At 61.8% G+C, this 24,403-nt stretch carries 22 protein-coding genes and 1 pseudogene; 11 read left to right on the top strand and 12 right to left on the bottom strand.

Translation table 11 applies throughout. From position 1 onward, the window contains the following. Positions 1-146: 146 nt before the first annotated feature. Entirely contained in the window at positions 147-821 is a 675-nt protein-coding gene (mtrA, locus tag M1D89_RS09710; protein ID WP_014922244.1) for an MtrAB system response regulator MtrA, read from the bottom strand. Positions 822-1,411: 590 nt separating this feature from the next. On the opposite strand from mtrA, the gene M1D89_RS09705 reads away from it, so the two are divergent. The 6 genes from M1D89_RS09705 to M1D89_RS09680 are packed head-to-tail and all read left to right on the top strand — an operon-like array spanning position 1,412 to position 7,465. Continuing rightward, the gene (locus tag M1D89_RS09705; protein ID WP_498650117.1) at positions 1,412-2,377 is read left to right on the top strand and encodes a DUF7847 domain-containing protein; all 966 of its coding nucleotides are present in this window, start codon (positions 1,412-1,414) and stop codon (positions 2,375-2,377) included. After that, positions 2,374-3,063: a DUF4129 domain-containing protein gene (locus M1D89_RS09700; protein ID WP_498650116.1), complete on the top strand. Its 690-nt coding sequence runs from the start codon at positions 2,374-2,376 to the stop codon at positions 3,061-3,063. Before M1D89_RS09705 ends, M1D89_RS09700 begins: the two co-directional genes overlap by 4 nt. Then, entirely contained in the window at positions 3,060-4,262 is a 1,203-nt protein-coding gene (locus M1D89_RS09695; protein WP_498650114.1) for a DUF4350 domain-containing protein, read from the top strand. Before M1D89_RS09700 ends, M1D89_RS09695 begins: the two co-directional genes overlap by 4 nt. Then, positions 4,259-5,389: an AAA family ATPase gene (locus tag M1D89_RS09690; RefSeq protein WP_498650113.1), complete on the top strand. Its 1,131-nt coding sequence runs from the start codon at positions 4,259-4,261 to the stop codon at positions 5,387-5,389. The genes M1D89_RS09695 and M1D89_RS09690 overlap by 4 nt, the downstream gene beginning before the upstream one ends. Positions 5,390-5,421: 32 nt before the next feature. Beyond that, entirely contained in the window at positions 5,422-6,714 is a 1,293-nt protein-coding gene (locus M1D89_RS09685; RefSeq protein ID WP_498650110.1) for a DUF58 domain-containing protein, read from the top strand. 37 nt (positions 6,715-6,751) lie between these two features. Next, on the top strand, positions 6,752-7,465 hold the full coding sequence (locus M1D89_RS09680; protein WP_498650108.1) for a DUF4166 domain-containing protein: 714 nt from the start codon (positions 6,752-6,754) through the stop codon (positions 7,463-7,465). A gap of 11 nt (positions 7,466-7,476) precedes the next feature. Here the strand turns inward: M1D89_RS09680 and M1D89_RS09675 are convergent, their stop codons facing one another. The 7 genes and pseudogenes from M1D89_RS09675 to mnmA all read right to left on the bottom strand — a co-directional run bounded on the left by M1D89_RS09675 (position 7,477) and on the right by mnmA (position 15,934). Next, positions 7,477-8,502, bottom strand: coding sequence for a uroporphyrinogen decarboxylase/cobalamine-independent methonine synthase family protein (locus M1D89_RS09675; RefSeq protein WP_498650107.1), 1,026 nt, complete (start codon positions 8,500-8,502; stop codon positions 7,477-7,479). A 12-nt stretch (positions 8,503-8,514) separates the two neighbouring features. After that, positions 8,515-8,904: a chorismate mutase gene (locus M1D89_RS09670; protein WP_054808477.1), complete on the bottom strand. Its 390-nt coding sequence runs from the start codon at positions 8,902-8,904 to the stop codon at positions 8,515-8,517. A gap of 176 nt (positions 8,905-9,080) precedes the next feature. Then, positions 9,081-10,790: a dipeptide ABC transporter ATP-binding protein gene (locus M1D89_RS09665; RefSeq protein WP_498650105.1), complete on the bottom strand. Its 1,710-nt coding sequence runs from the start codon at positions 10,788-10,790 to the stop codon at positions 9,081-9,083. Beyond that, positions 10,787-11,791 (bottom strand): ABC transporter permease, encoded by a 1,005-nt coding sequence (locus M1D89_RS09660; protein ID WP_498650103.1) that lies wholly within the window; start codon positions 11,789-11,791, stop codon positions 10,787-10,789. Before M1D89_RS09660 ends, M1D89_RS09665 begins: the two co-directional genes overlap by 4 nt. A gap of 2 nt (positions 11,792-11,793) precedes the next feature. Further along, complete coding sequence (locus M1D89_RS09655) at positions 11,794-12,885, bottom strand: ABC transporter permease (RefSeq protein WP_091468608.1); 1,092 nt, start codon at positions 12,883-12,885, stop codon at positions 11,794-11,796. A 128-nt stretch (positions 12,886-13,013) separates the two neighbouring features. Then, a pseudogene (locus M1D89_RS09650) lies at positions 13,014-14,641 on the bottom strand (ABC transporter substrate-binding protein). Between the two features lie 171 nt (positions 14,642-14,812). Next, positions 14,813-15,934, bottom strand: a complete 1,122-nt coding sequence (mnmA, locus tag M1D89_RS09645; protein ID WP_498650929.1) for a tRNA 2-thiouridine(34) synthase MnmA — start codon at positions 15,932-15,934, stop codon at positions 14,813-14,815. A 181-nt stretch (positions 15,935-16,115) separates the two neighbouring features. On the opposite strand from mnmA, the gene M1D89_RS09640 reads away from it, so the two are divergent. After that, complete coding sequence (locus M1D89_RS09640; protein WP_498650101.1) at positions 16,116-17,351, top strand: NAD(P)/FAD-dependent oxidoreductase; 1,236 nt, start codon at positions 16,116-16,118, stop codon at positions 17,349-17,351. Between the two features lie 9 nt (positions 17,352-17,360). Here M1D89_RS09640 and M1D89_RS09635 read toward each other — a convergent pair whose 3' ends face one another. The 4 genes from M1D89_RS09635 to M1D89_RS09620 all read right to left on the bottom strand — a co-directional run bounded on the left by M1D89_RS09635 (position 17,361) and on the right by M1D89_RS09620 (position 21,083). Then, complete coding sequence (locus M1D89_RS09635) at positions 17,361-18,593, bottom strand: cysteine desulfurase family protein (protein WP_498650100.1); 1,233 nt, start codon at positions 18,591-18,593, stop codon at positions 17,361-17,363. Between the two features lie 41 nt (positions 18,594-18,634). After that, positions 18,635-19,318, bottom strand: coding sequence for a helix-turn-helix transcriptional regulator (locus M1D89_RS09630; protein ID WP_498650098.1), 684 nt, complete (start codon positions 19,316-19,318; stop codon positions 18,635-18,637). 65 nt (positions 19,319-19,383) lie between these two features. Next, entirely contained in the window at positions 19,384-20,061 is a 678-nt protein-coding gene (locus M1D89_RS09625) for a hypothetical protein (RefSeq protein WP_498650097.1), read from the bottom strand. Positions 20,062-20,189: 128 nt separating this feature from the next. After that, positions 20,190-21,083, bottom strand: coding sequence for a diacylglycerol/lipid kinase family protein (locus M1D89_RS09620; protein ID WP_498650928.1), 894 nt, complete (start codon positions 21,081-21,083; stop codon positions 20,190-20,192). A 155-nt stretch (positions 21,084-21,238) separates the two neighbouring features. On the opposite strand from M1D89_RS09620, the gene M1D89_RS09615 reads away from it, so the two are divergent. From M1D89_RS09615 to M1D89_RS09600, 4 genes are all read left to right on the top strand, one after another. After that, a complete protein-coding gene (locus tag M1D89_RS09615) occupies positions 21,239-22,183 on the top strand; it encodes a J domain-containing protein (RefSeq protein WP_498650096.1) in 945 nt (314 codons plus the stop codon). A gap of 38 nt (positions 22,184-22,221) precedes the next feature. Then, a complete protein-coding gene (locus M1D89_RS09610; RefSeq protein WP_011775373.1) occupies positions 22,222-22,689 on the top strand; it encodes a tRNA (cytidine(34)-2'-O)-methyltransferase in 468 nt (155 codons plus the stop codon). Between the two features lie 188 nt (positions 22,690-22,877). Further along, positions 22,878-23,483: an ECF RNA polymerase sigma factor SigK gene (gene sigK / locus M1D89_RS09605; RefSeq protein WP_498650927.1), complete on the top strand. Its 606-nt coding sequence runs from the start codon at positions 22,878-22,880 to the stop codon at positions 23,481-23,483. A gap of 1 nt (position 23,484) precedes the next feature. Further along, positions 23,485-24,318 carry an anti-sigma factor gene (locus tag M1D89_RS09600; protein WP_498650093.1) on the top strand — a complete coding sequence of 278 codons (834 nt, stop codon included), beginning with the start codon at positions 23,485-23,487 and terminating at the stop codon, positions 24,316-24,318. Positions 24,319-24,403 lie beyond the last annotated feature (85 nt).

Below are 24,403 nucleotides of genomic sequence, written 5' to 3'. Positions count from 1 at the left end.
CGGATTGACCAGGGCTCGCTTCCGCTTGGTCGGGGGACGATTCCGGGGACGCCAGCTCTGCCGGGGTCACCTGTTGGACACCGGCCGGATCGGGAGTTTTGGGCCCCGGGTCCCCGCCTGCCCCGCCGGTCTTGCCGACCGGGAACTCAGGAACCTGCTTTATATCCGACACCACGCACCGTCAAAACGACCTCGGGCGCTTCCGGATCGCGTTCAATCTTTGAGCGCAGGCGCTGGACGTGGACATTGACCAGTCGCGTGTCAGCGGCATGGCGGTATCCCCACACCTGTTCGAGGAGCAATTCGCGGGTGAATACTTGCCACGGCTTGCGTGCCAAGGCAACCAGGAGATCAAATTCCAGGGGCGTCAGGGAGATCCGCTCTCCGCCACGGGTCACCAAATGACCTGCGACGTCGATGGTCACGTCTGCGATACGCAGCGTTTCGGGGGCCTTCTGATCGCCCGGCCGCAACCGGGCCCGGACGCGTGCTACAAGTTCAGCGGGCTTGAAGGGCTTGGGCACATAATCATCGGCGCCGGATTCAAGCCCGCGAACAACATCTGAAGTATCGGACTTGGCGGTGAGCATGACGATGGGGACATCCGACTCGCCACGGATCTGCCGGCAAACCTCAATGCCATCCGAGCCCGGCAACATCAGGTCCAACAGCACCAGGTCCGGCTTTGAGGAGCGGAAGACCTCCAAAGCTTGGCCGCCGTCTGCGCAGAACACCGGCTCGAAGCCATCGTTGCGCAGGACGATTCCAATCATCTCTGCAAGTGCTTCGTCGTCGTCAACTACCAGAATGCGTGCCTTCATAGTTATATATTCCCTTATCACCAAGTCTTTGTCCCGTTGGGCGCGGCGCACGGCATGGCGTCCCTAAGGCACTTCCACCGTACTGCACCCTGCCGTCACCGCGTCCCCAGTGGCAGCAAGGTCTACAAGGCTATGAGGGACGACGGCGGGACTATAGGCTGGGTGCGAAGGTCCGTATGGGGGACGTCGGGAGTCGGCGGGCCGGATCTTATGGGGAGGGAATCGTGTCACAACCAGAGCACGGCCAGAATCCGCCAGCGGGCGATCAGCCCGCATGGGGAAACCAGCCACAGTGGGGAAACCGGCCACAGTGGGGAAACCGGCCACAGTGGGGAAACCGGCCACAGTGGGGAAACCAACCGCAGTGGGGAAACCAACCGCAGTGGGGAGGCCCTCCGGGATGGGCGGCACCGCAGAGCGGCGGTCAAAATCACCCGGGCCAAGCCGCTCCGGGATGGCCTCCGGGGCCTCCCTATGGACAGCCCCTCTATGTCGCTCCCCCAAAGCCCGGAGTCATTCCCCTGCGTCCGTTGCAGTTCGGGGAAATTCTTGACGGCTCCTTCCAAACGATCCGCCGCAATGCTGCCTCCATGTTCGGCTCCGCGCTGATCGTACAAGCCATTGGAGCAGTCTTCATTGGCATCGTCACCGTTGGAATGTTCCAGTTGTCGACCTCCCTTGAATCTGTCAGTTCAGAAGCAGAGTTCTCCGACGCGATGGGCCCGTTGCTCGCTTTCATGGCCGGCACCTTGGGAGTTTCCGTGCTGATCGGTTTCCTGGGATCTGTCCTCCAAGGAGTTCTGGTTGTCCCGGTCTCCCGCTCGGTTCTCAACCGCCGGACAGGCTTCAAGCAAATGTGGATGCTTGCTGGCCCGAGGATACTGCCGCTCCTCGGCGTTGCCGCGCTGCTGACGCTGGGCGGCTTGCTCGTAGCTGCCGCAGTAATCGGGGTAGCGATCTTGTTGTTCACTGCGATGGGACCTGCCGCCCTGCTTATTGTCCTGCCACTGGGGCTGGGTTCCTTTGTGGCTTTCGTTTGGATCGGCCTGAAGTTGATGCTGGCTCCTGCAGCCATCGTGGTGGAGCAGACCGGCGTTTTCCAAGGATTGCTCCGATCCTGGCGTTTGACCAAGAACAATTGGTGGCGCATCTTCGGCATCACCCTGGTGGTAGCCATCATGGTGGGTATCATCGCCCAGATTGTGCAAATTCCCGTGTCCTTAGCCTCTGCTGCCATTGGTGGAGTAGTCACTCCCCACCCTGATCCCGACTCGATGACCTCCACCTTGGTTCTGACCACTGTGATCTCCACTGCGATTGGAGCGTTGGTTGGGTCCGTGACATTTGCCTTTCAAGCGTCCGTGTCGAGCTTGATCTATATGGACCTTCGGATGCGTCGGGATGGCTTGGACGTTGAATTGATGCGGCTCATGGAAACGGGCTCCGATCCGGACGGTATACCCGGCGGGCCGTCCACCTTGACCCGTAACACCACCTGGCCACCTGATGGCGGGCAGTATCCTTCTGCTCCCCCCGGGCAGCGGCCTCCCGTATGAGGGTCACCGCGATAGAGATTGCACTGCTGGCTTTCATGGAACCGCCGGTGGAACCGGACCGTGATGAAGCACGGCGTTGGGCCGCCGAGGAGCTATCGAATCCCCGCTATCCGGACGCAAGGCCCGGCTGGCTGGACCAGTTGTGGCGAGATTTCCTGGATTGGCTGACATCGTTGGAAGGTGATGGACCTGGCAACGGACCGAACCTTGCTGTCCCGTTGATTGTGGTTTTGGCGCTGGCACTCATCATCGCTGCCATCGTCGTCGTTCGGCCGAGACTCAACGCCCGAAGACGGAAAGAACCCGGAGATCTCTATGGAGAAGACCTGAGCGTCGATGCCGAGGGCTACCGGAGGAGGGCGGCGACTGCAGCCGACGGCGGCAACTGGCCAGCCGCCGTCGTCGATCAATTTCGCGCTCTTGTCCGATCGGCCGAAGAACGGGACATCATTGATGCTCGGGCGGGCAGGACGGCAGACGAAGCAGCCGGTCAACTGGGCCAGGTTTTTGGTGCGGCACAAGTCAGGCTGCTCGCCGCTGCCGGTGTTTTCGACGCCGTGCGGTACGGCGAACAGGCCGCAACCCGGGCGGACTATGAGTCCGTCCGCCAACTGGATGCTGATCTTCTTGAGTTGAAGCCCGACTTCACAGGACAAGCCCACGCCGGATTCGCGGTACCACGATGACCGCCACCTTGGAAGGTAGCACCCTGGATGCCGACAATGCCGCGTCCGAAGGGCTTTCCGCGGGTCAACGTTTCAAGGCCTGGTTCCGGAAACACGTGGTATGGATTGCCCTTGGCGTCCTGCTTGCCGGTTTGGTCACTTTCCTGGCCATCAACAGCGTCTCCGGCGCAACGGATTCCCGTCGGCTCTCCGCACGGAATCCAGCACCGGACGGGGCCATGGCTGCAGCCGAAATCCTCGCACGCCACGGCGTATCCGTCACTCCGACAGACTCGTTCGAGGACACTTTGGATGCGCTGTCAGCCAAGGATGAAACCACGCTCTTCCTCTTTGACGCGCAGGGCTTTCTTGACCGGTCCCAAGTGGAAGAGATCACTGCCGCAGCCGATCGTGTTGTGGTGGTTACTCCACGGCTGAGGACGCTCAACGGCCTGGGTCAGGGGATCCGGCCCGGCGGGGTGGTTCCAGAAGCAACACAGGTAATCGAACCGGGATGTGAGCAGGAAGATGCCAAGGCGGCGGGCCGGATCTCCGCACAAGGATCTGTCCTTTCCGGACCCGTGGTTTGCTATCCCACCCGCGAGGACGGACCAGGCCTGTATGCGGCATCAGCCGATGGGCGGGTCATCGTCTTGGGCAGTAGGGAACTCATGGACAATCAGCACCTCGCCTTGGAGGGTAATGCGGCCCTCACCCTGCGTACCTTAGGGAACAACGCGAACCTCGTGTGGTACCTCCCCGGTGTTGGGGACGTCTCAGCCTCAAATTCAAACCCCTCGCTGAGCGAGCTGGCGCCGCGATGGCTGGCCTTCGCGGGCCCATGGCTGGGCTTGGTAGCCCTGTTGGCCATCGCCTGGCGCGGCCGGCGCATGGGCCCTCTCGTGTTCGAGCCGCTGCCCGTCGTGGTCAAGGCCGCGGAAACAGCAGAAGGCCGGGCACGCCTTTACCAGGATTCGCGGGCTGTGGGGCGGGCAGCCGACAACTTGAGGGCAGGAACCCTCACACGGTTGGCCCGGCACTTTAACCTCGGCGCTGAAACCACCCCCGAAGCAATACTCGACGCAACAGCCCGGCATGTGGCGCAACCGGCCCAGGAAGTCCGATTCGTGCTGATCGACTTCATGCCGGAAAACGAAGGACAACTGGTGCAGTGGGCACAACAGATCGAACGAATCGAACAGGAGGCGACCGCCCGATGAGCAGCCAGCCGAACAGCTATACGGACAGCAACAGCCACTACGCGGACGCTACGACGCCTCGCCCGGATGGACTGCAGCAAGATACATCGCAGGAGGACCCTACCCAGCGAAACGCCAGGCAGCAGGGTACGCCCCAGGATCCCATGGCAGCGGCCAACGGACAGCGCCGGCCAGGCGAGGATCCGGCCCGGCAGTCACTGCTGAATGTCAGGGCAGAGGTGGGCAAGGCCGTGGTCGGTCAGGACCCCACCGTAACGGGTATGCTGATCGCCCTGCTCTGCGGCGGACATGTTCTCCTTGAAGGTGTACCCGGCGTAGCCAAGACCCTTTTGGTCAGGGCTTTGTCTACCGCGCTGAGCCTGGACACAAAGCGCGTCCAGTTCACTCCCGATCTCATGCCCGGCGACGTCACGGGGTCACTGGTTTATGACTCGCACACGTCTGAGTTCACTTTCCGCGAGGGCCCGGTTTTCACCAACATCATGCTGGCCGATGAGATCAACCGGACCCCGCCCAAGACCCAGGCCTCCCTTCTGGAAGCGATGGAGGAACGCCAGGTTTCGGTGGATGGTGTGTCCCGTCCGCTTCCGAGCCCGTTCATTGTGGCGGCAACCCAGAACCCGGTGGAGTACGAAGGCACTTATCCCTTGCCGGAAGCACAACTGGACCGGTTTCTCCTCAAGCTGACAATGCCGCTACCTGGACGGGCAGAGGAAATCGAGGTCATCCGCCGCCACGCCAGCGGCTTTGATCCCCGGAACTTGTCTGCAGCCGGCGTACGGCCCGTAGCGGGCGCCGTCGAGCTTTCCGATGCCCAAGCGGCTGTGGCACAAGTGGCCGTGGCCCCGGAAATACTCGCGTACATAGTTGACGTGGTGCGCGCCACGCGGTCTGCTCCTTCCTTCCAACTCGGCGTTTCTCCCCGTGGAGCCACCGCACTCCTCAACACTTCCAAAGCATGGGCATGGTTGTCCGGCAGGTCTTTCGTGACTCCGGACGATGTCAAGGCTTTGTCGTTGCCGTGCCTGAGGCACAGGGTAGGTCTGCGTCCGGAGGCTCAAATGGACGGCATCCAAGTGGACGACGTCCTGGGCAGTATCCTGGCGTCCGTCCCGGTGCCGCGGTGATCTCCCCGCCGGCGTCGGCCGAGGGGGCTTGAGTGGCCATTACGGGTCGTTTCGTGTTGCTGGCCCTTCTGGGTTTGGTGCCGTTGGTGGTTTTTCCCACGTGGAGCACTGTCCTGTTCGTGGCCTTGGGACTGCTGTTCTTGCTGGTTATTGATCTTGTCTTGGCGGCCTCGCCCGCGAAGCTTGCCTTGGAACGCAGGCATCCTGGAAACGTGACGCTTGAGGGCAAGATGGACTCCGTTGTCACTGTCACTAATGGCACGCGGCGCAAGCTGCGCGCCGAGGTAAAAGACACGTGGCAGCCCTCCGCCGGCGCAGTGAACCCTTCACAGTCCTTGGTAGTACCGTCCGGAGAGCGTCGCCGCATGACCGTGACCCTGATTCCTCGTCGTCGCGGCGACCTCAAAAGCCCCCACGTGACCATCCGATCGTTCGGCCCCATGGGTTTGGCCGCAAGGCAGCGGACCCGCGCTCTACCTGGCCAACTGCGGGTCCTCCCCCCGTTCCATTCAAAGCGTCATCTCCCTTCCAAACTCCGGAAGCTCAGGGAGTTGGATGGCAGGGCCGCCGTACAGATCCGTGGGGCCGGCACCGAATTCGACTCACTCCGCGACTACGTCCGCGGTGACGATGTCCGGTCCATCGATTGGCGCGCCACAGCGCGGCGGACTTCAGTGGTGGTACGGACGTGGCGCCCGGAGCGCGACCGGCGCGTGGTCATCGTGCTTGATACTTCACGCACAGCAGCCGCCCGAATCGAGGATGAACCGCGGCTCGATACCGGAATTGAAGCGGCGCTGCTGCTCGCAGTGCTGGCCGAGCGCGGAGGCGACCGCGTGGACTTCCTCGCTTATGATCGGCGACTCCGCGCACGCGTTGAATCGGCCTCAAAAGGCAATCTGCTGGGTCAACTCGTCCAAGCCATGGCGCCCTTGGAAACTGAACTGATCGAACTCGATTGGCAGCAGGTTCCGGCACAGGTGCGGGCCGTCTCTGCGCACCGGTCCATGGTGGTTCTCTTGACGGCGCTCGACGGCGGCGCACCCGAAGAAGGGCTCCTCCCCACTGTGGCTCAATTGTCGCGCCAACACGTTGTGGTGGTGGCCTCGGTTCGGGATCCCCTGCTTTCTGCCATGAAAGAAGAAAGAACCACGGCCAGCCAGGTTTTCCGAGCTGCCGCCGCCGAACGCGCACTGTTGGAGCGTTCCGCGGTGACCGCCCAACTCCGGCAACTTGGAGCCGAAGTGGTGGATGCCGAACCCCACGAAGTTCCTCCCCTGCTCGCTGATGCTTACATAAGGCTCAAAGCAGCCGGAAGGCTTTAGTTCCAGGGTTTAGTTTCAGATACAAGGAAGGACCGCAATGAATACGCCCATCTACCAGCTGGCACTCGGTGAAGAGTTCAGCCGGTTGACTCCGCAGCTCCGGGAGTATTTTTCGTTGGCTGCCGGCTCAGGATCGTATGGAATCGGCGAAGGAATCTTCGACGTTGTGGGGTGCCGACAGAAGTGGTTGCGACCATTGCTCGCACTCACACGGAGCGAGGAGGCTTTCTTCCCCGAATACGGTGAGGGCATTCCGTTCCGGATCGAAAACCATGCCCATCTGGATCCTTTCGGACGCCCGGCTCTGACTGCCCGCCGGGAGATCTATTTCCCCTCAGGTACACGGTTGTTCCACGATACGACGAGTGCCATCCTGTCTGGCCCCAACCATCGGAAAGCCCGGTTGGTAGACCACGTGGGGCGTTATCGCCGCTTGGTCACGGACCTGGATGTCAGCGTTACTCAGGAGGGCCGCCTTCGTGGCGTGTCCAAAGCAAGCAGACTCTTTCTGGGGCCCCTGCGAATACCGTTGCCGGAGGCACTTGATGCGCGTGCCTACGCGGAGCAGTGGTGGGATAGCGCGGAGCGCAAGCACCGCATCCAAGTCAAAGTCATCCAGCCGCAGATCGGCTTGGTCCTTGTATATGCAGGACGCTTCGACTACCGCCTGGCACCGTATCTGCCAGGAGCGGCCCCCGGCACCTCGCTGCCCCGTTATGCGGAACCAGACCGCTGGGAACAGAGAATCTGACTCTTCTGCAGTCAGCCCTGAGCCAGCTGGTCAAGTCCGTCAGCCACTTGGGTCAGTTTCGTCAGCACGTCCTTGGCCGTTGAAGGCTTGAAGTCCGCCAGCCCCGTCGAGGGAGTGACGCGGAGTCCCGCCAGGCCCGAGGCAGGAAGCCCGAGCTGCCGCCACGGCTTCCAGATGCTTTCAACAACCTCGGCCGTGCGTGGCAGTTGCGCCTGTGTCTCACTGGTAGGTAGAGCGCCCGCCCACACGCGTTTTCCGTCCTCGACGGCTGCAGCAAGCTGCTCCCACTGGCGGGTCGTCAAGGCTTTCAGGGGCACCGCGACGCCGTCGGCTCCCGCTGCGAGGATTCGCTCGATGGGCGCTTCAATTTCCGGTACGGAGACCACGGCCTCGACGACGCCCGCGGACTTGAGAGCCTCGATCACCACCCGCCATGCGCCTGTCACTTCCTCCCCGGATATGGACCGCAACGTTCGGTAGCCACTCGCCGTCGGGATCGTGCCGGCCATGACGGATGCGATGTCCGGCTCGTCAATCTGAACCACCAAACGGGCACCCGGGAGCGCAGAGGCGATCCGGCTGAGGTGCTCTGCGACGCCGGCGGCCAAAGATTCCGCGATGTCCCTGCGGGCTCCGTAGTCCAGGAGTGCCCGTTCGCCATTGTGCAGGTAAAGATTAGCGGCAAGACTCAGGGGACCGATCAACTGGATTTTGAACTCCGTTGCGGACACATCCTCGGCACCGGCGATGTCGGCGAGAACATTGATGTCCGTCGAGAGTGCCGAGCGGGCGCGCTGGGCATCCTTCCCGGGCTTGTCCACCAGGCGCCAGCCGTGCGGTTGGACATCGATTGCCAAATCAACAAGCAGTGAACCGGTCCTGCCGACAGCATCCGAGCCCACCCCGCGACCAGGCAGTTCGGGCAGGAAAGGAAGGTGGGGGTCTCCCAGTTCGCCCCGAATGATCCGGTTTGCCTCAGCTGGATCGCTTCCGGGCCATGGTCCCAGTGCTGTGGCGCTGGCGCGCAGATTACCCATTTCCGCCACGGGTCAGGCCTGCTGGCTGGAAATCTGGTGATCCTCGGCGATTGCCTCGTGGTGGCGGATCACTTCGCTGATGATGAAGTTGAGGAATTTTTCTGCGAAGGCTGGATCGAGGTGCGCGTCCTCGGCGAGCCGCCGCAAACGAGCGATCTGGGCCGATTCGCGGCCCGGATCTCCGGCGGGAAGCTTGTGGGTGGCCTTCAGGATTCCTACCTTCTGGGTGGCCTTGAAGCGTTCCGCGAGCAGGAAGACCAATGTTGCGTCAATGTTGTCGATGCTGGACCGGATGGACAGCAGCTCATCCATGACGGCACGGTCCACTTGGCCGGCCAGGGAGCTCGCTGCCGGGTTGAAGGAATCGGCGTCATCGGGAAGGGCGTTGTTCTGCTCGGTCATGCTCCCCAGTCTATGGTGTGGGGCGGTGCCGCCGCGGGTGTTACCTGCTGGCCGGGACGGGCACGGCAAAGCAACCATGACCTCAGCTATTGCCGCATCCCTTAACGCGGAGAAGGTACGCCCTTCACAGTGAGGGGCGTACCTTCTCTATGTTGCATCGATTTTCCGTGGACGATCTAGCCGCCAAGCAGAGTGCGGTGCGCTTCCCGCCGTCGTGCTTGTTCGTCGGGGTCCGGCACCGGCAGCGAGGCTATGAGCCTCTTGGTGTAATCGTGCTGCGGTGAGCCCATCACATGGTTCCCGATCCCCTGCTCCACCAACTGGCCCTTGTACAAGACGCCAACCCAGTGGGACAACATGTCCACTACTGCGAGGTCGTGGCTGATGAATAGAGCCGCGAAGCCGTACTGTTCCTGTATGTCCTTGAACAGGTCCAATACTTTGGCCTGCACTGAGACATCCAAGGCGGACGTGGGTTCGTCGGCGATCAGGAGGCGCGGGTTGAGCGCCAGCGACCTCGCCAAGGATGCGCGCTGCCGCTGCCCACCGGACAGCTCGTGCGGGTAGCGCTCCGCGTACGACGCCGGCAGTTGGACTGATTCGAGCAGCTCACCTACCTTTTTCCTCGCCTCAGCGGCACCCGGCTTGGTGTGGATGAGCAGCGGCTCTGCGACGCACTCGCCGATGGTGAGGTGCGGATTGAAGGACGCCGCCGGATCCTGGAAAACGAAGCCGATCTCTTTGCGGAGCGGTCGGAAGGTACGTTCTTTGAAGTCCAGCATCTCGTACCCAAGAACCTTCAGGCTGCCGCCGGTGGTTCGGGTCAGGCCCGCGATGGCCCGTCCGATCGTGGATTTTCCGGAACCGGACTCACCTACCAGTCCGAAAACCTCATTCTCCGACACCGTAAAACTGACATTGTCCACGGCCTTGAACCCGTGCCTGCCGAAACGCCCGGGGTATTCGATGGTGAGGTTCTTTGCTTCCACCAGGATTTTGCCTCCCTGGTGGAGCCGCCCACGGGCACCCTCGGATGCCGAGTTTCGTCCGAGGTGCGGCACTGCGGCCAGCAGTTTCCTGGTGTATTCCTGCCGGGGTTCAGCAAACAGGACCCGGGAAGGAGCCTCCTCCACGACGTCGCCCTGGTACATGACAACTACGCGGTCGGCCAAATCTGCGACCACTCCCATGTTGTGCGTGATGAGCACGATTGAGGTGCCGTAGTTGTCCCTTAGGTCGCGCAGGAGCTGCAGGATTTCAGCCTGGACTGTGACATCCAGCGCGGTGGTGGGCTCATCCGCAACGATCAGTCCCGGGTTGAGGGCCAAGGCCGCAGCAATCACTACGCGTTGCTTCTGGCCGCCTGAGAACTGGTGCGGGTAGTAGTTGACCCGCGTCTCAGGATCCGGGATGCCCACCTTACGGAGCGCCTCGGTTGCCCGGTGCTTGGCTTCCTTGGCGGAAATGCGACGGCCGTCGGTGGCGTGTGCTCGGATACCTTCGGCAATCTGCCAGCCCACGGTGAAGACCGGGTTCAGGGCTGTGGAAGGCTCCTGGAACACCATGGCAACATCCCGGCCACGGATTTTCCGAAGCGTGGATTTACTGACGCTGATGACGTTATTGCCGTTGATCACCACGGCACCGGAGCTGATAGCAGTTTCCGGAAGCAGGCCCAGGATGGTTTTGGCTGTCACGGTTTTGCCGGAACCCGATTCCCCCACGATGGCCACTACTTCACCGGCTCCAACTTCCAGGCTGACGTCCTTTACAGCATGAACGTCCCCGCCATCAGTGGCGAAGGTGACTTGGAGCCGATCGATGGTTAGTACAGGCTGCTGCTCGGTGCTGACGTGGTCTGACACATTTCCGAGGTTAGTGGTCATGGCTTGCCTGCCTCTGCCGGGTTTGAAGGCGTTCCTGCTGTTGTTGGTGCTGGCGTCCTGCCCGCGCGTTTGCGTCCGCGGATCCGGGGGTCATTGAGGTCGTTGATGCTCTCGCCCACGAGGGTCAGCCCCAGGACGGTGAGAACGATCGCGATCCCGGGGAAGACGCCCGTCCACCAAATACCGGACGAGGTGTCCGCCAGTGCCTTGTTGAGGTCAAACCCCCATTCAGCAGCTGATGTGGGCTCGATACCGAAGCCAAGGAAGCCCAGGCCAGCGAGCGTCAGGATCGCCTCGGAAGCGTTCAGGGTGAACATGAGCGGCAGGGTCCTGGTGGCGTTCTTGAAGATGTGCCTCCCGATAATGCGCACGCTGGAAGCCCCGAGGACTTTGGCCGACTCGACGAAGGGCTCGGCCTTGAGGCGAATGGTCTCTGCCCGGATGACCCGGAAGTACTGCGGGACAAAGACCACCGTGATGGAGAAAGCGCACGAGAAGATGCCGCCCCAGAAACTGGATTGTCCCCGGCTGATCACGATGGAAATGACGATTGCCAGGAGCAGGGTGGGAAACGCATAGATGGCATCCGCTACAACCACCAGAATTCTGTCCAGCCACCCTCCGAAATAACCGCTGAGCAGACCAAGGGCGACACCGAGGAACAGGGACATCGCCACAGAAACAACGATGACTGTCACCGCTGTTTGGGAACCCCAAATCACCCGTGACAGGACGTCGTAGCCGCCCACGGTTGTACCCAGCAGGTGCTTGGAGTTCGGAGCTTCCTGGGTGGGAAACGAACCGGATGCATCGCTGAGTTGCGAGTAGCCATAGGGAGCAAGGAGAGGCGCAAAGATGCTCGTAAGGATGAAGAGTCCGCTAAGGACGATACCCACAATGAGCATGCCGCGCTGAAGTCCTACGCTTTTCTTCAGATGGCTGATTACGGGCAGCCTCAAGAACAAGGGCTGTTTGGGCCGGGTCAATTGGGAAGTGCTCATGGTCAGTACCTCACTCGAGGGTCGATGAGTGCGGCAATGATGTCCACCACGAAGTTGGTGACAGCCACAATGATGGCCAGCAACACAACGATTCCTTGGACGGCGACAAAGTCGCGCGCGTTCAGGTACTGCACCAGCTGATAGCCCAGGCCCTTCCACTCAAATGTGGTTTCAGTGAGGATGGCACCGCCCAGCATCAGGGCAATTTGCAGGCCCATGACCGTAATGATGGGAATCAGTGCAGGCTTGTAGGCGTGCTTGGTCACCAGGCGGAACTCACTGACACCGCGGGAACGCCCGGCCTCGACGTAGTCCTTTCCCAGCGTCCCGATGACGTTTGTGCGCACCAGTCGCAGAAAGACGCCGGCGGTCAACAATCCGAGGGCTACTGCGGGGAGCACCGCGTGGGCGACGATGTCCCCCAGGGCTGCGAAATTGCCGCTGCGTAATGCGTCCAGCCAGTAAATGCCTGACGGTGCAGCCAGGCCGCTCATGGTCAGTTCCGTCCGCGTAGAAGCGCGACCGGCCACGGGGAACCACCCAAGCCACACGGAAAACGTGAGTTTGAGGAGGAGCCCGGAGAAGAATACGGGTGTGGCGTAGCAGAGGATGGCGAAGAACCTCAGAAACGCGTCAGGAGTCTTGTCCCGGTGCTGCGCGGCAATGAGCCCGAACGGGATGCCGACTGCGAGCGCGACGATCAGTGCGTTGATCGACAGCTCGAGTGTGGCTGCGCCGAAGGTGGTAAGTACTTCCACCACAGGCCGCCGGTCGGTGATGGTGCTGCCAAAATTGCCGGTGATGAGCTGGCCCAGGTATTCGAAGTACTGGACCAGGACGGGCCGATCGTAGCCGGCCTCTTGTATTCGTTGGGCCAGGACGTCCGGGGGCAGTCGTCCGCCTTGCGATGCCGTGATGGGGTCTCCGATGACCCGCATCAGGAAGAAGACGAGAGTCACCAAGATGAAGACAGTGGGGATGATCAGGAAAAACCTGACCACGATGTATCTGCCCAGCCCTCCCCCGGCCTTGGACTTGCTCTTGGGAGCAACGATGCCGGGCTCAGCCTCGGGAACCTCAATAAGTGTTGTCATTGTTACCTGCATTTCCTGCCCGTGGATTGCGCGGGGTTGTCACATGCGAGCCAGCCGCGTAGGTGGTCAGCAAAGGAGGCGGGACACCGGATCAGTGTCCCGCCTCCCTTTTCTTCACAAAGGTGCGGTTACTTGGAAATTACTCCGAGACGGAACTTGAAGGATGGGTCCAGCGTCTTCTCGACGCCGTTCACTCCGCTTCCGGCTACCGCCACCTGGGCGCCTTGGAGCAGGGGCAGAGTGGAGATGTCCTTGGCCAGGGCGTTCTGGACATCCTTGATGGCAGCCTCGCGGCTGGTCTTGTCCGCATCCGTCAGCTGCTTGGCGATCAGCTCATTGACTTCGGGATTGTTGTAGTGGTTCTTCAGGAAGCCGCCTTCCGGGAAGAACGCGTCAGGTAGTTATCGGAGTCGCTGAAGTCCGGGAACCAGCCAAACTGGAACAACGGGTACTCGTCGGCACGGCTGGCCTTGCTGTAAGTGACCCATTCGGTGGACTGCAGGTTCACGGTGAAGAGACCGGACTTCTCCAGTTGCTCCTTGACCATGGCGTATTCATCGCCGGAGGATCCGCCGTAATGATCCGGGTTGTACTGCAGGTTCAGTGCCACCGGTTCGGTGATGCCGGCGTCCGTCAGGACCTTCTTTGCCTTGTCCAGGCTTGGCTTTCCGGCGTCGCCATAGGCGTCCTTGAACGACTCGTTGGCGCCGAGGAATCCGCTCGGAACGTTGGAGTACAGGGGCAGGTAGGTGCCCTTGTATACCTGGTCAGCGATGGCCTGTCGGTCAACGAGGTTGGCCACGGCCTGGCGAACTGCGAGTGCCTTTGCAGGGTCTGCGCCGGCTGCCTTTGTTCCGTACGGCATGGTGTCGAAGTTGAAGGTGATGTAGCGGATCTCGCCACCCGGTCCGGTGAGGACCTTGACCTTGTTGTCCTTGCGGAGGTCGTCGATATCCGTGGCGCTCAGGCTGCGGAAGGCAACGTCAATTGCGCCCTGCTGGATTTCGAGCTTCAGGTTGGTGGGGCTGGCGTAATACTTGATGGTGGCAGCATCGTTGGCGGGCTTGCCAAGAACGCCTTGGTAGTCAGCGAAGGCCTTGAAGCTGACCAGTTCGTTCTTCTTGTAGCTGTCAATCGTGTACTGGCCGTAGAACGCGTTCGCCTTGATGATCTCGTCGTCCGAAAGAATCTTGTCGGCCGGGAAGACTTCATCGTCCACGATCGGCGCGGCAGGGCTGCTGAGGATCTGGCTGAACGTTTGGTCGTTCGCATTCTTCAACTTGAATACCACCGTGGTGGCATCGGGCGTACTAACGCTTTCGATGTTGGTCAGCAGCGAGGCCGGCCCGGCGGGATCGTTGATTGCCACCTGCCGGTCAAAGGAGTGTTTGACGTCCTTGGAGTCCAAGGTGTGCCCGTTGGCCCATTTGAGGCCCGACTTGAGCTTGACAGTGTATTCCGACGGCGCCGTGAACGACGACGATTCGGCGAGGTCGGGAACGGGCTCCGCACCGCCGGGCTTGGAATTCAAGAGAAATGAGTAGACCTGGTTCATCACCATAAACGAACCGTTGTCATAGGACCCTGCGGGATCCAGCGACGTGACTTTGTCAGTAGTGCCGTAGGCGATGGGGCCTGCGGTAGCCGGTGCGGATGATGAACCGCCGCCGGAGGGACCCGTGCATGCCGTCAGGGCGAGCGCGGAAATGCCCGCCAGCGCGATAACGCCGTGCAGGGCCTTCTTGTTCAGTGCCATCTGGTGAACCTTCTGTTCGATGGATTCGGCGCGCCGCCGTGGGATATTTGTGACGGCGCACACTCTTGATTCCACGATTCAATCAGACTTCGAAGGCCACGAACCCTTCATTTTGTGATTCGAGACACAAAATTTACTTTCCAGTAGGTTTTGCTGGAAAGGTGCTGGCTCCTAGAGGACTTCCCGCTGAAGTGAGCGGGCGGCGTCAATGGTGGCCTGCCCCAGGACGCGGCTGCCCTGATAGAGAACGACGGTTTGGCCCGGCGCCACGCCCCTCAGCGGATCCGTCAGCGTGACAACGAGCTGGGCACGCTCCACACCGGTTTCGTCAGCAACGGATTCCACGCGTGCGATTGCCGGAACAGGATCGCCGTGCGCCCGGACCTGCGCGTGGCAGTCGAACTCAGCGCCGGTGGCAACTTCGGAAATGGGCAAGCCGGCCCACGAGACCTTGATGCCGCGAATCTCATCGATCGCCAGCAGTGCTTCCGGTCCCACAACTACCTTGTTTTCCTTGGGGCGGATTTCCAGAACAAACCGGGGCTTACCGTCTGCCGCGGGGGTTCCCAGCTTCAGGCCGCGCCGCTGCCCCACCGTGAACGCGTTGGCACCGGCATGTTCGCCAACCTTGACACCGGTTTCGTCAACGATGTCACCGGTGGTCATGTCAATCTTTTCAGCCAACCATCCGCGGGTGTCGCCGTCGGAAATAAAGCAAATGTCGTGGCTGTCCGGCTTGTTGGCCACGGACAGTCCGCGACGCTCGGCCTCGGCACGCACCTCGGCCTTGGAAGGGGTGTCCGCCAACGGGAACATGGAGTGCTTAAGTTGCTCGTGGGTCAGGACACCTAGAACGTAGCTCTGGTCCTTGGCCCAATCGGCGGCGCGGTGGAGCTCCCGGTTGCCGTCGGCGTCTTCGATGACTTTGGCATAGTGACCGGTGCACACGGCGTCGAAGCCCAGCGCAATGGCCTTTTCCAGAAGAGCGGCGAACTTGATCCGTTCATTGCACCGCATGCAAGGGTTGGGCGTCCTACCCGCAGCGTACTCATCAATGAAGTCCTGGACGACATCTTCCTTGAAGCGCTCCGAGAAGTCCCACACGTAGTAGGGAATACCCAGGACGTCGCAGGCACGCCAAGCATCGCGCGAATCCTCGATGGTGCAGCAGCCCCGACTTCCTGTGCGCAGGGTGCCAGGCATACGCGACAACGCAAGGTGGACTCCGACGACGTCGTGTCCGGCCTCAACGGCTCGGGCTGCGGCCACAGCGGAATCTACTCCGCCGCTCATTGCTGCAAGTACTCGCATGCTGGCTTTCTGTATCTGTGGGATGTGAAGCACTTGATCCGGCTGGGAAGAGTCGGCGTGCCCATCTATTCTAGCCCGTAGTGCCGCGCCCGCCCTAAAACCTCTTGACTGGCTCCACCCATGCTTCTAAAGTCAAAATTATTGGTTTTAGAATCGAGCTGACATGGCAAACAACCATATGGTTATTGCGGGCGGTGGGCTCGCCGGGGCTACTGCGGCAAAAACCCTCCGGGCCGAGGGCTACAGAGGGGACGTCACCCTGGTGGCCGCCGAGCATCGGACACCCTATATACGCCCGCCCCTGTCCAAGGAATTCCTCTTGGGTAAAGCTGACGCAGATTCTGCCCTGGTATTACCCGAAGCCTGGTATGGGGAGAATGACGTTGAGCTTCTCCTTGGCAGCGCCGTCAGCCGGATCAACCCGGCTGGTCATGAGGTTACTTTGGCCAATGGCCAACGCCTCAGCTACTCCAAACTGCTCCTGGCCACAGGCGCCAGGCCTCGTACCATCCCGCTTCCTGGTGCAGACCTTGAGGGAGTCATGACCTTCCGGACACTGGATGACAGCCTGCGGCTTCAGTCCCTCCTGAAAGACGGAGGGCGGAGGGTGGTGATGATCGGGTCCGGATGGATCGGCATGGAGCTGGCCGCGGCAGCCCGCACGTACGGCAACGACGTCACACTGCTGGGACTGGAAGACATACCCCTCAGCGCCGCCATAGGACCTGAACTCGGCGCATACTTCCAACGGCTCCATGAAGACCAAGGCGTCAGTTTCCGCCTCCCGGCAAGCGCCGCCGGAATCGATGGTCAGGACGGCAAAGCGACGGCGGTTCGCACCAATACCGGCGAAACGCTGCCTGCCGACGTCGTCATCGTTGCCGTCGGCGTCGTACCGGACACAGCACTTGCCGAAGCTGCAGGACTTGAAATACGCAATGGAATACTGGTGGATGCCGGAATGAGGTCCAGCGCTCCGGATGTGCTGGCCGCGGGGGACGTCGCCAACGCATTACACCCCTTTACCGGCGAACACCATCGCAGCGAGCATTGGGCCAACGCGCTCAACGGCGGCAAGGTGTCGGCAAAGACCATGATGGACTTGGAGGCCCGCCTTGATGTGGTGCCCTACTTCTATACGGACCAGTTCAGCCTAAGCATGGAGTACTCGGGCTTTCCCTCACTGACCTCCGGAATCCCACCGGTGATCCGCGGATCGGTGGAAGAGGGCAGCTTCATGGCTTTCTGGTTGAGGGACGGCAACGTAGTAGCCGGAATGAGCGTCAACCAGAGCCGGGTCCAGAAATCCATCAAGGCCTTGATTTCGAGCCGTGTCCCGGTAGATGTCGCGAAACTAAAGGATCCCGGAGCACCACTGAACGAGCTGGTGCCCGGATAGCAGAAGCCGCTACAAAGTTTCCGTTGAGGCTTGTCGGGCTTCCGTCGCCGCTGTTTGAATGCTGGATTCATGACCAGCCATTCCTGCCTGCCTGGCCCTGAGGCACGCCTCGGGAAGTGCCTTAAGCAGCGCGTCCACATCCGCCTCGGTGGAACTGTGACCCAAGGTAAATCGCTGGGCTCCGCGGGCGGTATCCTCATCCAAGCCCATGGCCAGGAGGACGTGCGACGGCCGGGGCACCCCAGCGGTACATGCCGAACCCGTCGAGGATTCAACACCTGCCAGATCCAAGAGAAACAACAGTGAGTCGCCTTCACAACCAGGGAAGGTGAAGTGGGCGTTTCCCGGCAGCCGACCGGCCCTCGGAGCACCCCTCAGCACCGCGTCCGGAACCGACTCTAGTACCCCGCGAATGAGGCGGTCGCGCAACGAGCAGAGGCGTTCACGTTCACAGTCCAGGTTTGCGGTCACAGCCTCGGCGGCTGCGGCAAAGGCCGCAATTGCGGGAGTGTCCAATGTCCCGGAACGGACATCGCGCTCTTGGCCTCCGCCGTGCTGCACCGGCGTCAGCTTCACAGCCCTCCCCAGGAAAAGGGCGCCGACCCCCACGGGACCACCAAGCTTGTGTCCGGAGACGGACATCGCGGAGAGTCCGGAGGCACGAAAATCCACGGGAACGGAACCGAAAGCCTGAACAGCGTCGGAGTGGACCGGGATGCCATGCGGCTTGGCCAGCTCTACGACGTCCTTAACCGGCTGGATGGTGCCTACTTCATTGTTGGCCCACATCACAGTGATCAGGGCTACCGATTCGGGCTCCCGTTCGATTTCATGCTTAATGACGTCCAGCATGACCTTCCCCTCAGCATCTACGGGAAGCCATACAATGTGCGCGCCTTCGTGCTTTTCAAGCCACTCAACGGTATCCATGACCGCATGATGCTCGACGGCGGAGCAAAGGATGCGCGTGCGGCGGGGGTTCTCGTCCCGCCTGGCCCAATACAGCCCCTTGACTGCCAGGTTGTCCGCTTCAGTCCCGCCTGAGGTGAAAATAACCTCCGATGGATGCGCCCCGGCAGCCGCCGCAAGCGTCTCCCGGGCATCCTCTACCGCCCGCCTCGCGCGGCGCCCTGCGCCGTGCAGCGACGAAGGATTCCCCGTCCGCGCGAGCTCGCGCGTCATGACAGCCAGCGCTTGGGCCGACAGGGGCGTGGTTGCAGCATGGTCAAGGTAAACAGGCACCCTGCAATTCTACCGAGGACGAGCGCTCAGGAGCCGACCACTCAGAAATCCCCCTCAAGGGCGGTGATGCGCGCACAGCAGCGCCCCGGGCTATGGTCCGGATCCGGTACGACGACGGCGGCACTGAGTCCGGAGGCCGTCGCAGCGCCCCTGAGGAAAGCGCCGTTCATGCCGCACACCACGTCCTTATGGTCCCTCGACAGGCGATGGAACGGACAGTTGAGCAGGCGGTATCCTCCGGCGGCATCGGTGGTGGGATCGTATCCCAGCTCGGAGATCACACCCAGGAAATCGCCGGGCCTTCCCACTTCCCTTCCCTTGGCTGCAGCGACGTCATGCAAGGTTGCCTCAACGGGTGCGGCGTCGGCCTCAGCGCGCTGGATGGCTGCTGCCATGAGGTGGCCGGCGAGGTCATAGTGCCGCTCCGGGATGGAGACGCCGATCTCATCGACCATGGGCCTGTAGAGCTTTGACGGCCGCCCCGAACCTGGACCCGTCCTGTCGGGCGACTTTCTGAACTCGACTTGCAGGAGTCCTTCGCGAACCAAACGGTCCAAATGGAAAGACACCGAACTGCGGGGCAAGTCCAGCGTCAAGGCAGCCTCCTCCCGCCCCACCGCGCCGTCTGAATTCAAAACGTATTCATACAGCTTGCGGCGGTTCTGATCGCCCAAGGCAGCGACGGCCGCGATTCTGCGGATCCAAGGGAGATCAAAAGTGCCCATGCATCAACGGTAACTCTAAAAACAAGAATCGCTGCTTTATTGGCTAGCCGCGCCAAGCGTATGGATCAGGACGGCGGCACCACGACGAGCTGGGCCATGATCTCAGCGCGCGCCGGGGCCAAGCTCTTGTCATCCGGGCATGCCAGGGAGACATACACCGAGGATGCAGGGGCGCTGAACAACCTTGCCAAGACAACAGCTGACTGGGCCCCGGATGCTGAAGAGGATTCCAAACTGAGGAACTCAACGCTGTGTTGCGGTGTGTCGGAGTCTTCCCCCCAGCGCAACGACCCCGTTTTCAGGCTGTCCACCGCAACACCAGCATCTAAGTAATGGAACAATTCCTTGGTTGAAGCGACGTCATCGCCAGCCACCACCAACGGACCCTGATTCACACTGACCCGGACCGCGAGCATGCACCCGTCCGTCTTCTTGTATCTGGTTTCACCCTGCAGGGCCGAGTGAACCACCGACCAGCCAGGCACTTCCTCCAACCGCGTGGACACAGTCACTGGCTCCCCCGGCGCCAAGGTTCCACCTGCTGCCAGCGGCAAGTCCTTCGCGGCCACCGCGGCCGCGTCGTGTCCGGGAGTGATAGTGGGAGTCGCCAGCGTGGATACCGATGGCGAAGGCTTCGGAGCTGCCGGATCAGGAACGTTGACCGTACAGCCAGCCAGCAGGACGCCTGCGGCTCCGGCGGAAACCAAGCCAGCCAGTCGACGTCGAACGTTGTTCCCCACCATTTCTCCCTGTCTGCTGTCTGAGCGCTGCTGTCCGAGCCATGCCGCCGGATTTCCGGCTACCGCGGCTTGTCGCCGCGATCGAGTCTAGCCGTCCGCGGCAACCAGGCTCCGCCAGCACCGCACAAACACTAGGCAAGCACCCATAGGCCTGCGGGAACAAGGTCAACCACGACGGGCAACTCGGCGATGCGCTCGCCGTCGGCGTAGGCAACTACCCCTTCGGCGTCCAACTGCACTTTCCGGACGCGTTTGATCTCCACGGCAGGATGGTTGGTGTGCTTCCCCGCGAAAACCTTGGGAAAAACGGCAAGGAAGCTGAGCCGCGACAAGGGCTTCACCACAAACATGTCCAGCCACCCGTCGTCGGGAACCGCGTCAGGGGTAATCTGCATGCCCCCGCCAATGGACTGTCCGTTGGCCACTGAGATGAGCAAGGCAGGTTGACGCCAGGTCACGCAATCGGCGGTCACGGTGTAGGTAATGCGCCGGAAGGACACCAGTTCCCTGAGCATGGCAAGGTTGTACCGGATCTTCCCTCGGGGCCACCGCCAGGCATTGGCCCGTTCGTTTACGGCTGCATCAAAGCCGGCAGACAGGACACCGGCGAAGTATGTCGTCTCACCACCTGCGGCGACCCGTCCGACGTCGATCCTGCGCCCGCCCGTCTCCAGCGCAGCCAGCAGCCCGCGGCACGCGGCACCAGTGTCGTTCAGAGGCAAGGCCAACAGCCTCGCCACATCGTTGCCTGTTCCAGCGGGAACAATGCCGAGGGGAAGGTCCAGCCCGGCGAGCGCATTGACACCCAGATGGACCATGCCGTCGCCACCCACCACTACCAACGCCTCCACACCAGCTGCCAAGGTCACGTCCACCGCCCTCCGCAGGGCGTCGTAGTCGTCCGCTTCAAGTACGACGACGTCCAGGCCGCCGGCGCGGAGGAGGCCTACGGCTTGGTGCCCGGCATTGCGCCCTCGGCCGAAGGAGGCAGCAGGGTTGATGGCGACAGCGATTTTCTTCGGCATGCTCAGGCTGTTATCGGTTGCCGAGGGGTTCACAGCGTGAATTATGCCAGCGGGAACCACGGGCCCCGTTACCGACGTTCACATAGTGGCTGGATAAACTTGCCAGTACCGCGCCTCTTCCGAAGCGCACCATCATCACAGAGAAGGGCCCGTGCTTGGCCGAGGGCAACAGCTCGCACTATCAGGTTCTCCGCGTCTCCGTCACAGCTACGGACAAGGAGATCAAAGTGGCCTACCGCAAGGCTGCCCGGAAGGCCCACCCTGACCACGGTGGAGAAGCCGAGATGTTCCGGCGTGTGACCCTCGCGTACGAAACCCTGATTGATCCCAAACGGCGGGCCGAATACGACCGAAGGTACGCCCGTGGAGCCTCGAGCGTCAGTCAGCCCCGGCCCGGGGACTACACCGGCACTGCCGCGCCGGGTCCTTCCGCCACGACAAACGTCAAGCGACCCCAGGCCCAGCGCAATACTGCGGGCGACCCCCCGGTCTATGTCCCTGCGTTTGACGATCCCAACGAGGTTCCGCTCATTTCAGCGGCGGAAGCGGCCCAGCAGGTCCACGGACTCCCCCGCAAACGGGGCATATTTGGAGCCGAGGCCCGCATCCAACGAGAGATGCGCACGGTTCAGCTCATCAGCCGGCAGGTTTTGCCCGCCATACCCGCTGCCCGCCTGATCAACGGGCTGCGTTCACCGTCGGACAACAATCACATCGATCACGCCGTCCTTTCCGGCTACCGGCTGGCGTTGATCGGTTCCATGCTGCTGCCCAAAGGCGCCTACGCCTGGGATGGCCATTCGCTGCGGCACGGCGGGCGTTCGGTAGCTCCTCCGCAGCTCGCGCACATCGTCCGCCACATGCAGGACCTTTTTCCCGAACTCAATGTCACCGGCTGGGTGGTTCTGCACAGTCCTGACGGCAACCTCCACGAACCAGTTATCGACCAATACGGCAAGGGCGTTTCCAGCCACAACCCGGTGGAAGTAGTCAACGCGGCAGGGCTTGTAAGAGGGCTCAAGCAATTTCTCAGTTCAGGGCCAGCGCCGAACACCGTGGTGATACCTGTCCTGGCACGGCTGCTTCGCGGAATGCACTAGGCGCAGCCGGCTTCTACGCGGCTGACTAAGATAGGACAGTGTTCCGCATCCTCTTCCACACTCCAGAAATCCCGGGCAATACGGGCAACGCCATCCGTTTGGCCGCCATCACAGGGGCCGAGCTTCACTTGGTGGAGCCCCTCGGCTTCGATTTTTCCGATGCAAAGCTGCGTCGTGCCGGCCTTGATTACCACGATCTCGCCGTAGTTACTGTCCACAAGGACATCGAGGCTGCCTGGGCTGCGCTCAAGCCGGAACGGGTTTTCGCCTACACCTCCGACGGTGAGACGTCCTATACGGACATCAGTTACCGCGAGGGCGACGTCCTGATGTTCGGTCCGGAATCCGTGGGTCTGCCGGATTGGCTCAAACAGGATCCGCACGTTACAGCGCGTGTCCGCCTTCCTATGAAGCCTTCGCTTCGTTCGCTCAACCTGGCCAATGCTGCTTCGATCGCCGTGTTTGAAGCTTGGCGGCAGAACGGATTTGCCGGCGCCAAGGTGTAGCCCATCCAACGGGATCACAGCACCGAATACCTTATGCAGGACAATTCCTGCCTTGGACATTCGTTGAGGGAGCCTACGTGAGCGCGCTGCAGACCAGGGTGATAACGGCAAGCCGCTGCACCGCCGCGCCTTCGACGCAATCCCGTCATGCTGCCGGTTTCAAACGGGACGACATATGCTGGACGGTGATGGACATCCCCAACAATCCCGGCCCCCCGGTCTCCGAAGCTACCGGCTCTGCGACTGATCTGAACTCGCAGCTGGCTGGCTTGCTCGAACTCGTGGCAGCAGGCGACCAGCAGGCTTTCGCCGAGTTCTACAGCCTCACCTCGCGGCGGGTGTTCGGTATGGCCAGGCGCGTCCTCATAGACCCTGACCTTAGCGAGGACGCCACCCAAGAGGTCTATATCCAGGTCTGGCAAGGTGCTGCCAAATTCGACCGCGCCGCAGGCAGCCCGTTGGCTTGGCTTATGACCATTGCCCATCGGAGGGCCATAGACCGTGTCCGCGCAGTGCAAGCAGCAACTGACCGCGAGGCGAGATACGGCGCAGCCAGCCAGGACCCGGACCGCGACCTGGTGGCGGAGGAAGCCGACAGCAATTTGGAGGCCGAAGCTGTCAGCCGCTGCCTGGGTACGCTCACGGACACGCAGCGCGAATCAGTTCGGCTCGCATATTATGGCGGACTGACCTACCGGGAAGTTGCCGAGCATCTCGGTGCCGCCGTCCCGACCATCAAATCCCGCATCCGCGATGGGCTACTACGCCTGAAGACCTGCCTGGGGGTGGGTTGATATGAGTGAAAACACCAGTGGAGGCTTTATCCGCAGAATGTTTGCCAACGACATCGCCACCGACCTCGCTGAGGGCCGCGTTCTCGAACTGGCGGAAATTTATGCCCTGGACGCCGTGAGTGACGACGAGCGGGCCATGATCGACGACTACATCAGAAACGCCCCGGAACGTCCTGAGTTCCTGGATCGGGTCCGCGAAGCCCGCGAAGCATTGGCAGTCAGTTTCGCGCCGGAAGAGGCACCCCCGGCCGGACTCTTCGACAACATCATGGAACGCATCACCACCGATGCCTCTACCCGACCCCCTGCTGAGCCGACGGTCCCGCCTGTAGCAAATCCCGCCGTCGACGACCTTGCAGCTGCCAGGGCCAAGCGCGAAGAACGCACACGCGCCGGTGGCGCACGCAGATGGATCGTGGGAGCTGCCGCAGCAGCCGTGATTGCACTCGGCGGTATCGGAGTAGGCGCCTACGTTTCTGCGCAGAATGACCCGGTCAACCAGGTGCTGCAGGCACAGGATGTCCAGAAGAAATCGGCGCCTGTTCCCGGCGGTGGTACGGCCACCATCTCCGCATCATCGGCCAAAGATTCCTTCGTGGTTTTGATGGATGGCGTCGCACCGGCCCCGGAGGGCAAGGTCTACCAGTTGTGGACCCTGCCCAAGGACGGCTCCGCCCCTGTTCCGCAGGGAACGATGGATGCGGAGACACTCTCCAAACCTGCTGTTGTAAAAGGGCTGTCCTCAGCTTCGTCGGTAGCCATCACAGTAGAACCCACGGGTGGATCCAGCGCCCCCACCACGGACCCGGTCCTGGTGGTCGGGCTCAGCGCCTGACCCTTGGCGATGTAACGCACGACGGCGGCCGTCCCACCAAAGGGACGGCCGCCGTCGTGCGTTTGTCGGTTGCTTCGCAGCTACA

Source organism: Arthrobacter sp. D3-18 (genome assembly GCF_054408525.1).
The sequence above is the reverse complement of the archived record's forward strand: the minus strand, read 5'-3'. Positions and strand labels throughout refer to the sequence as shown.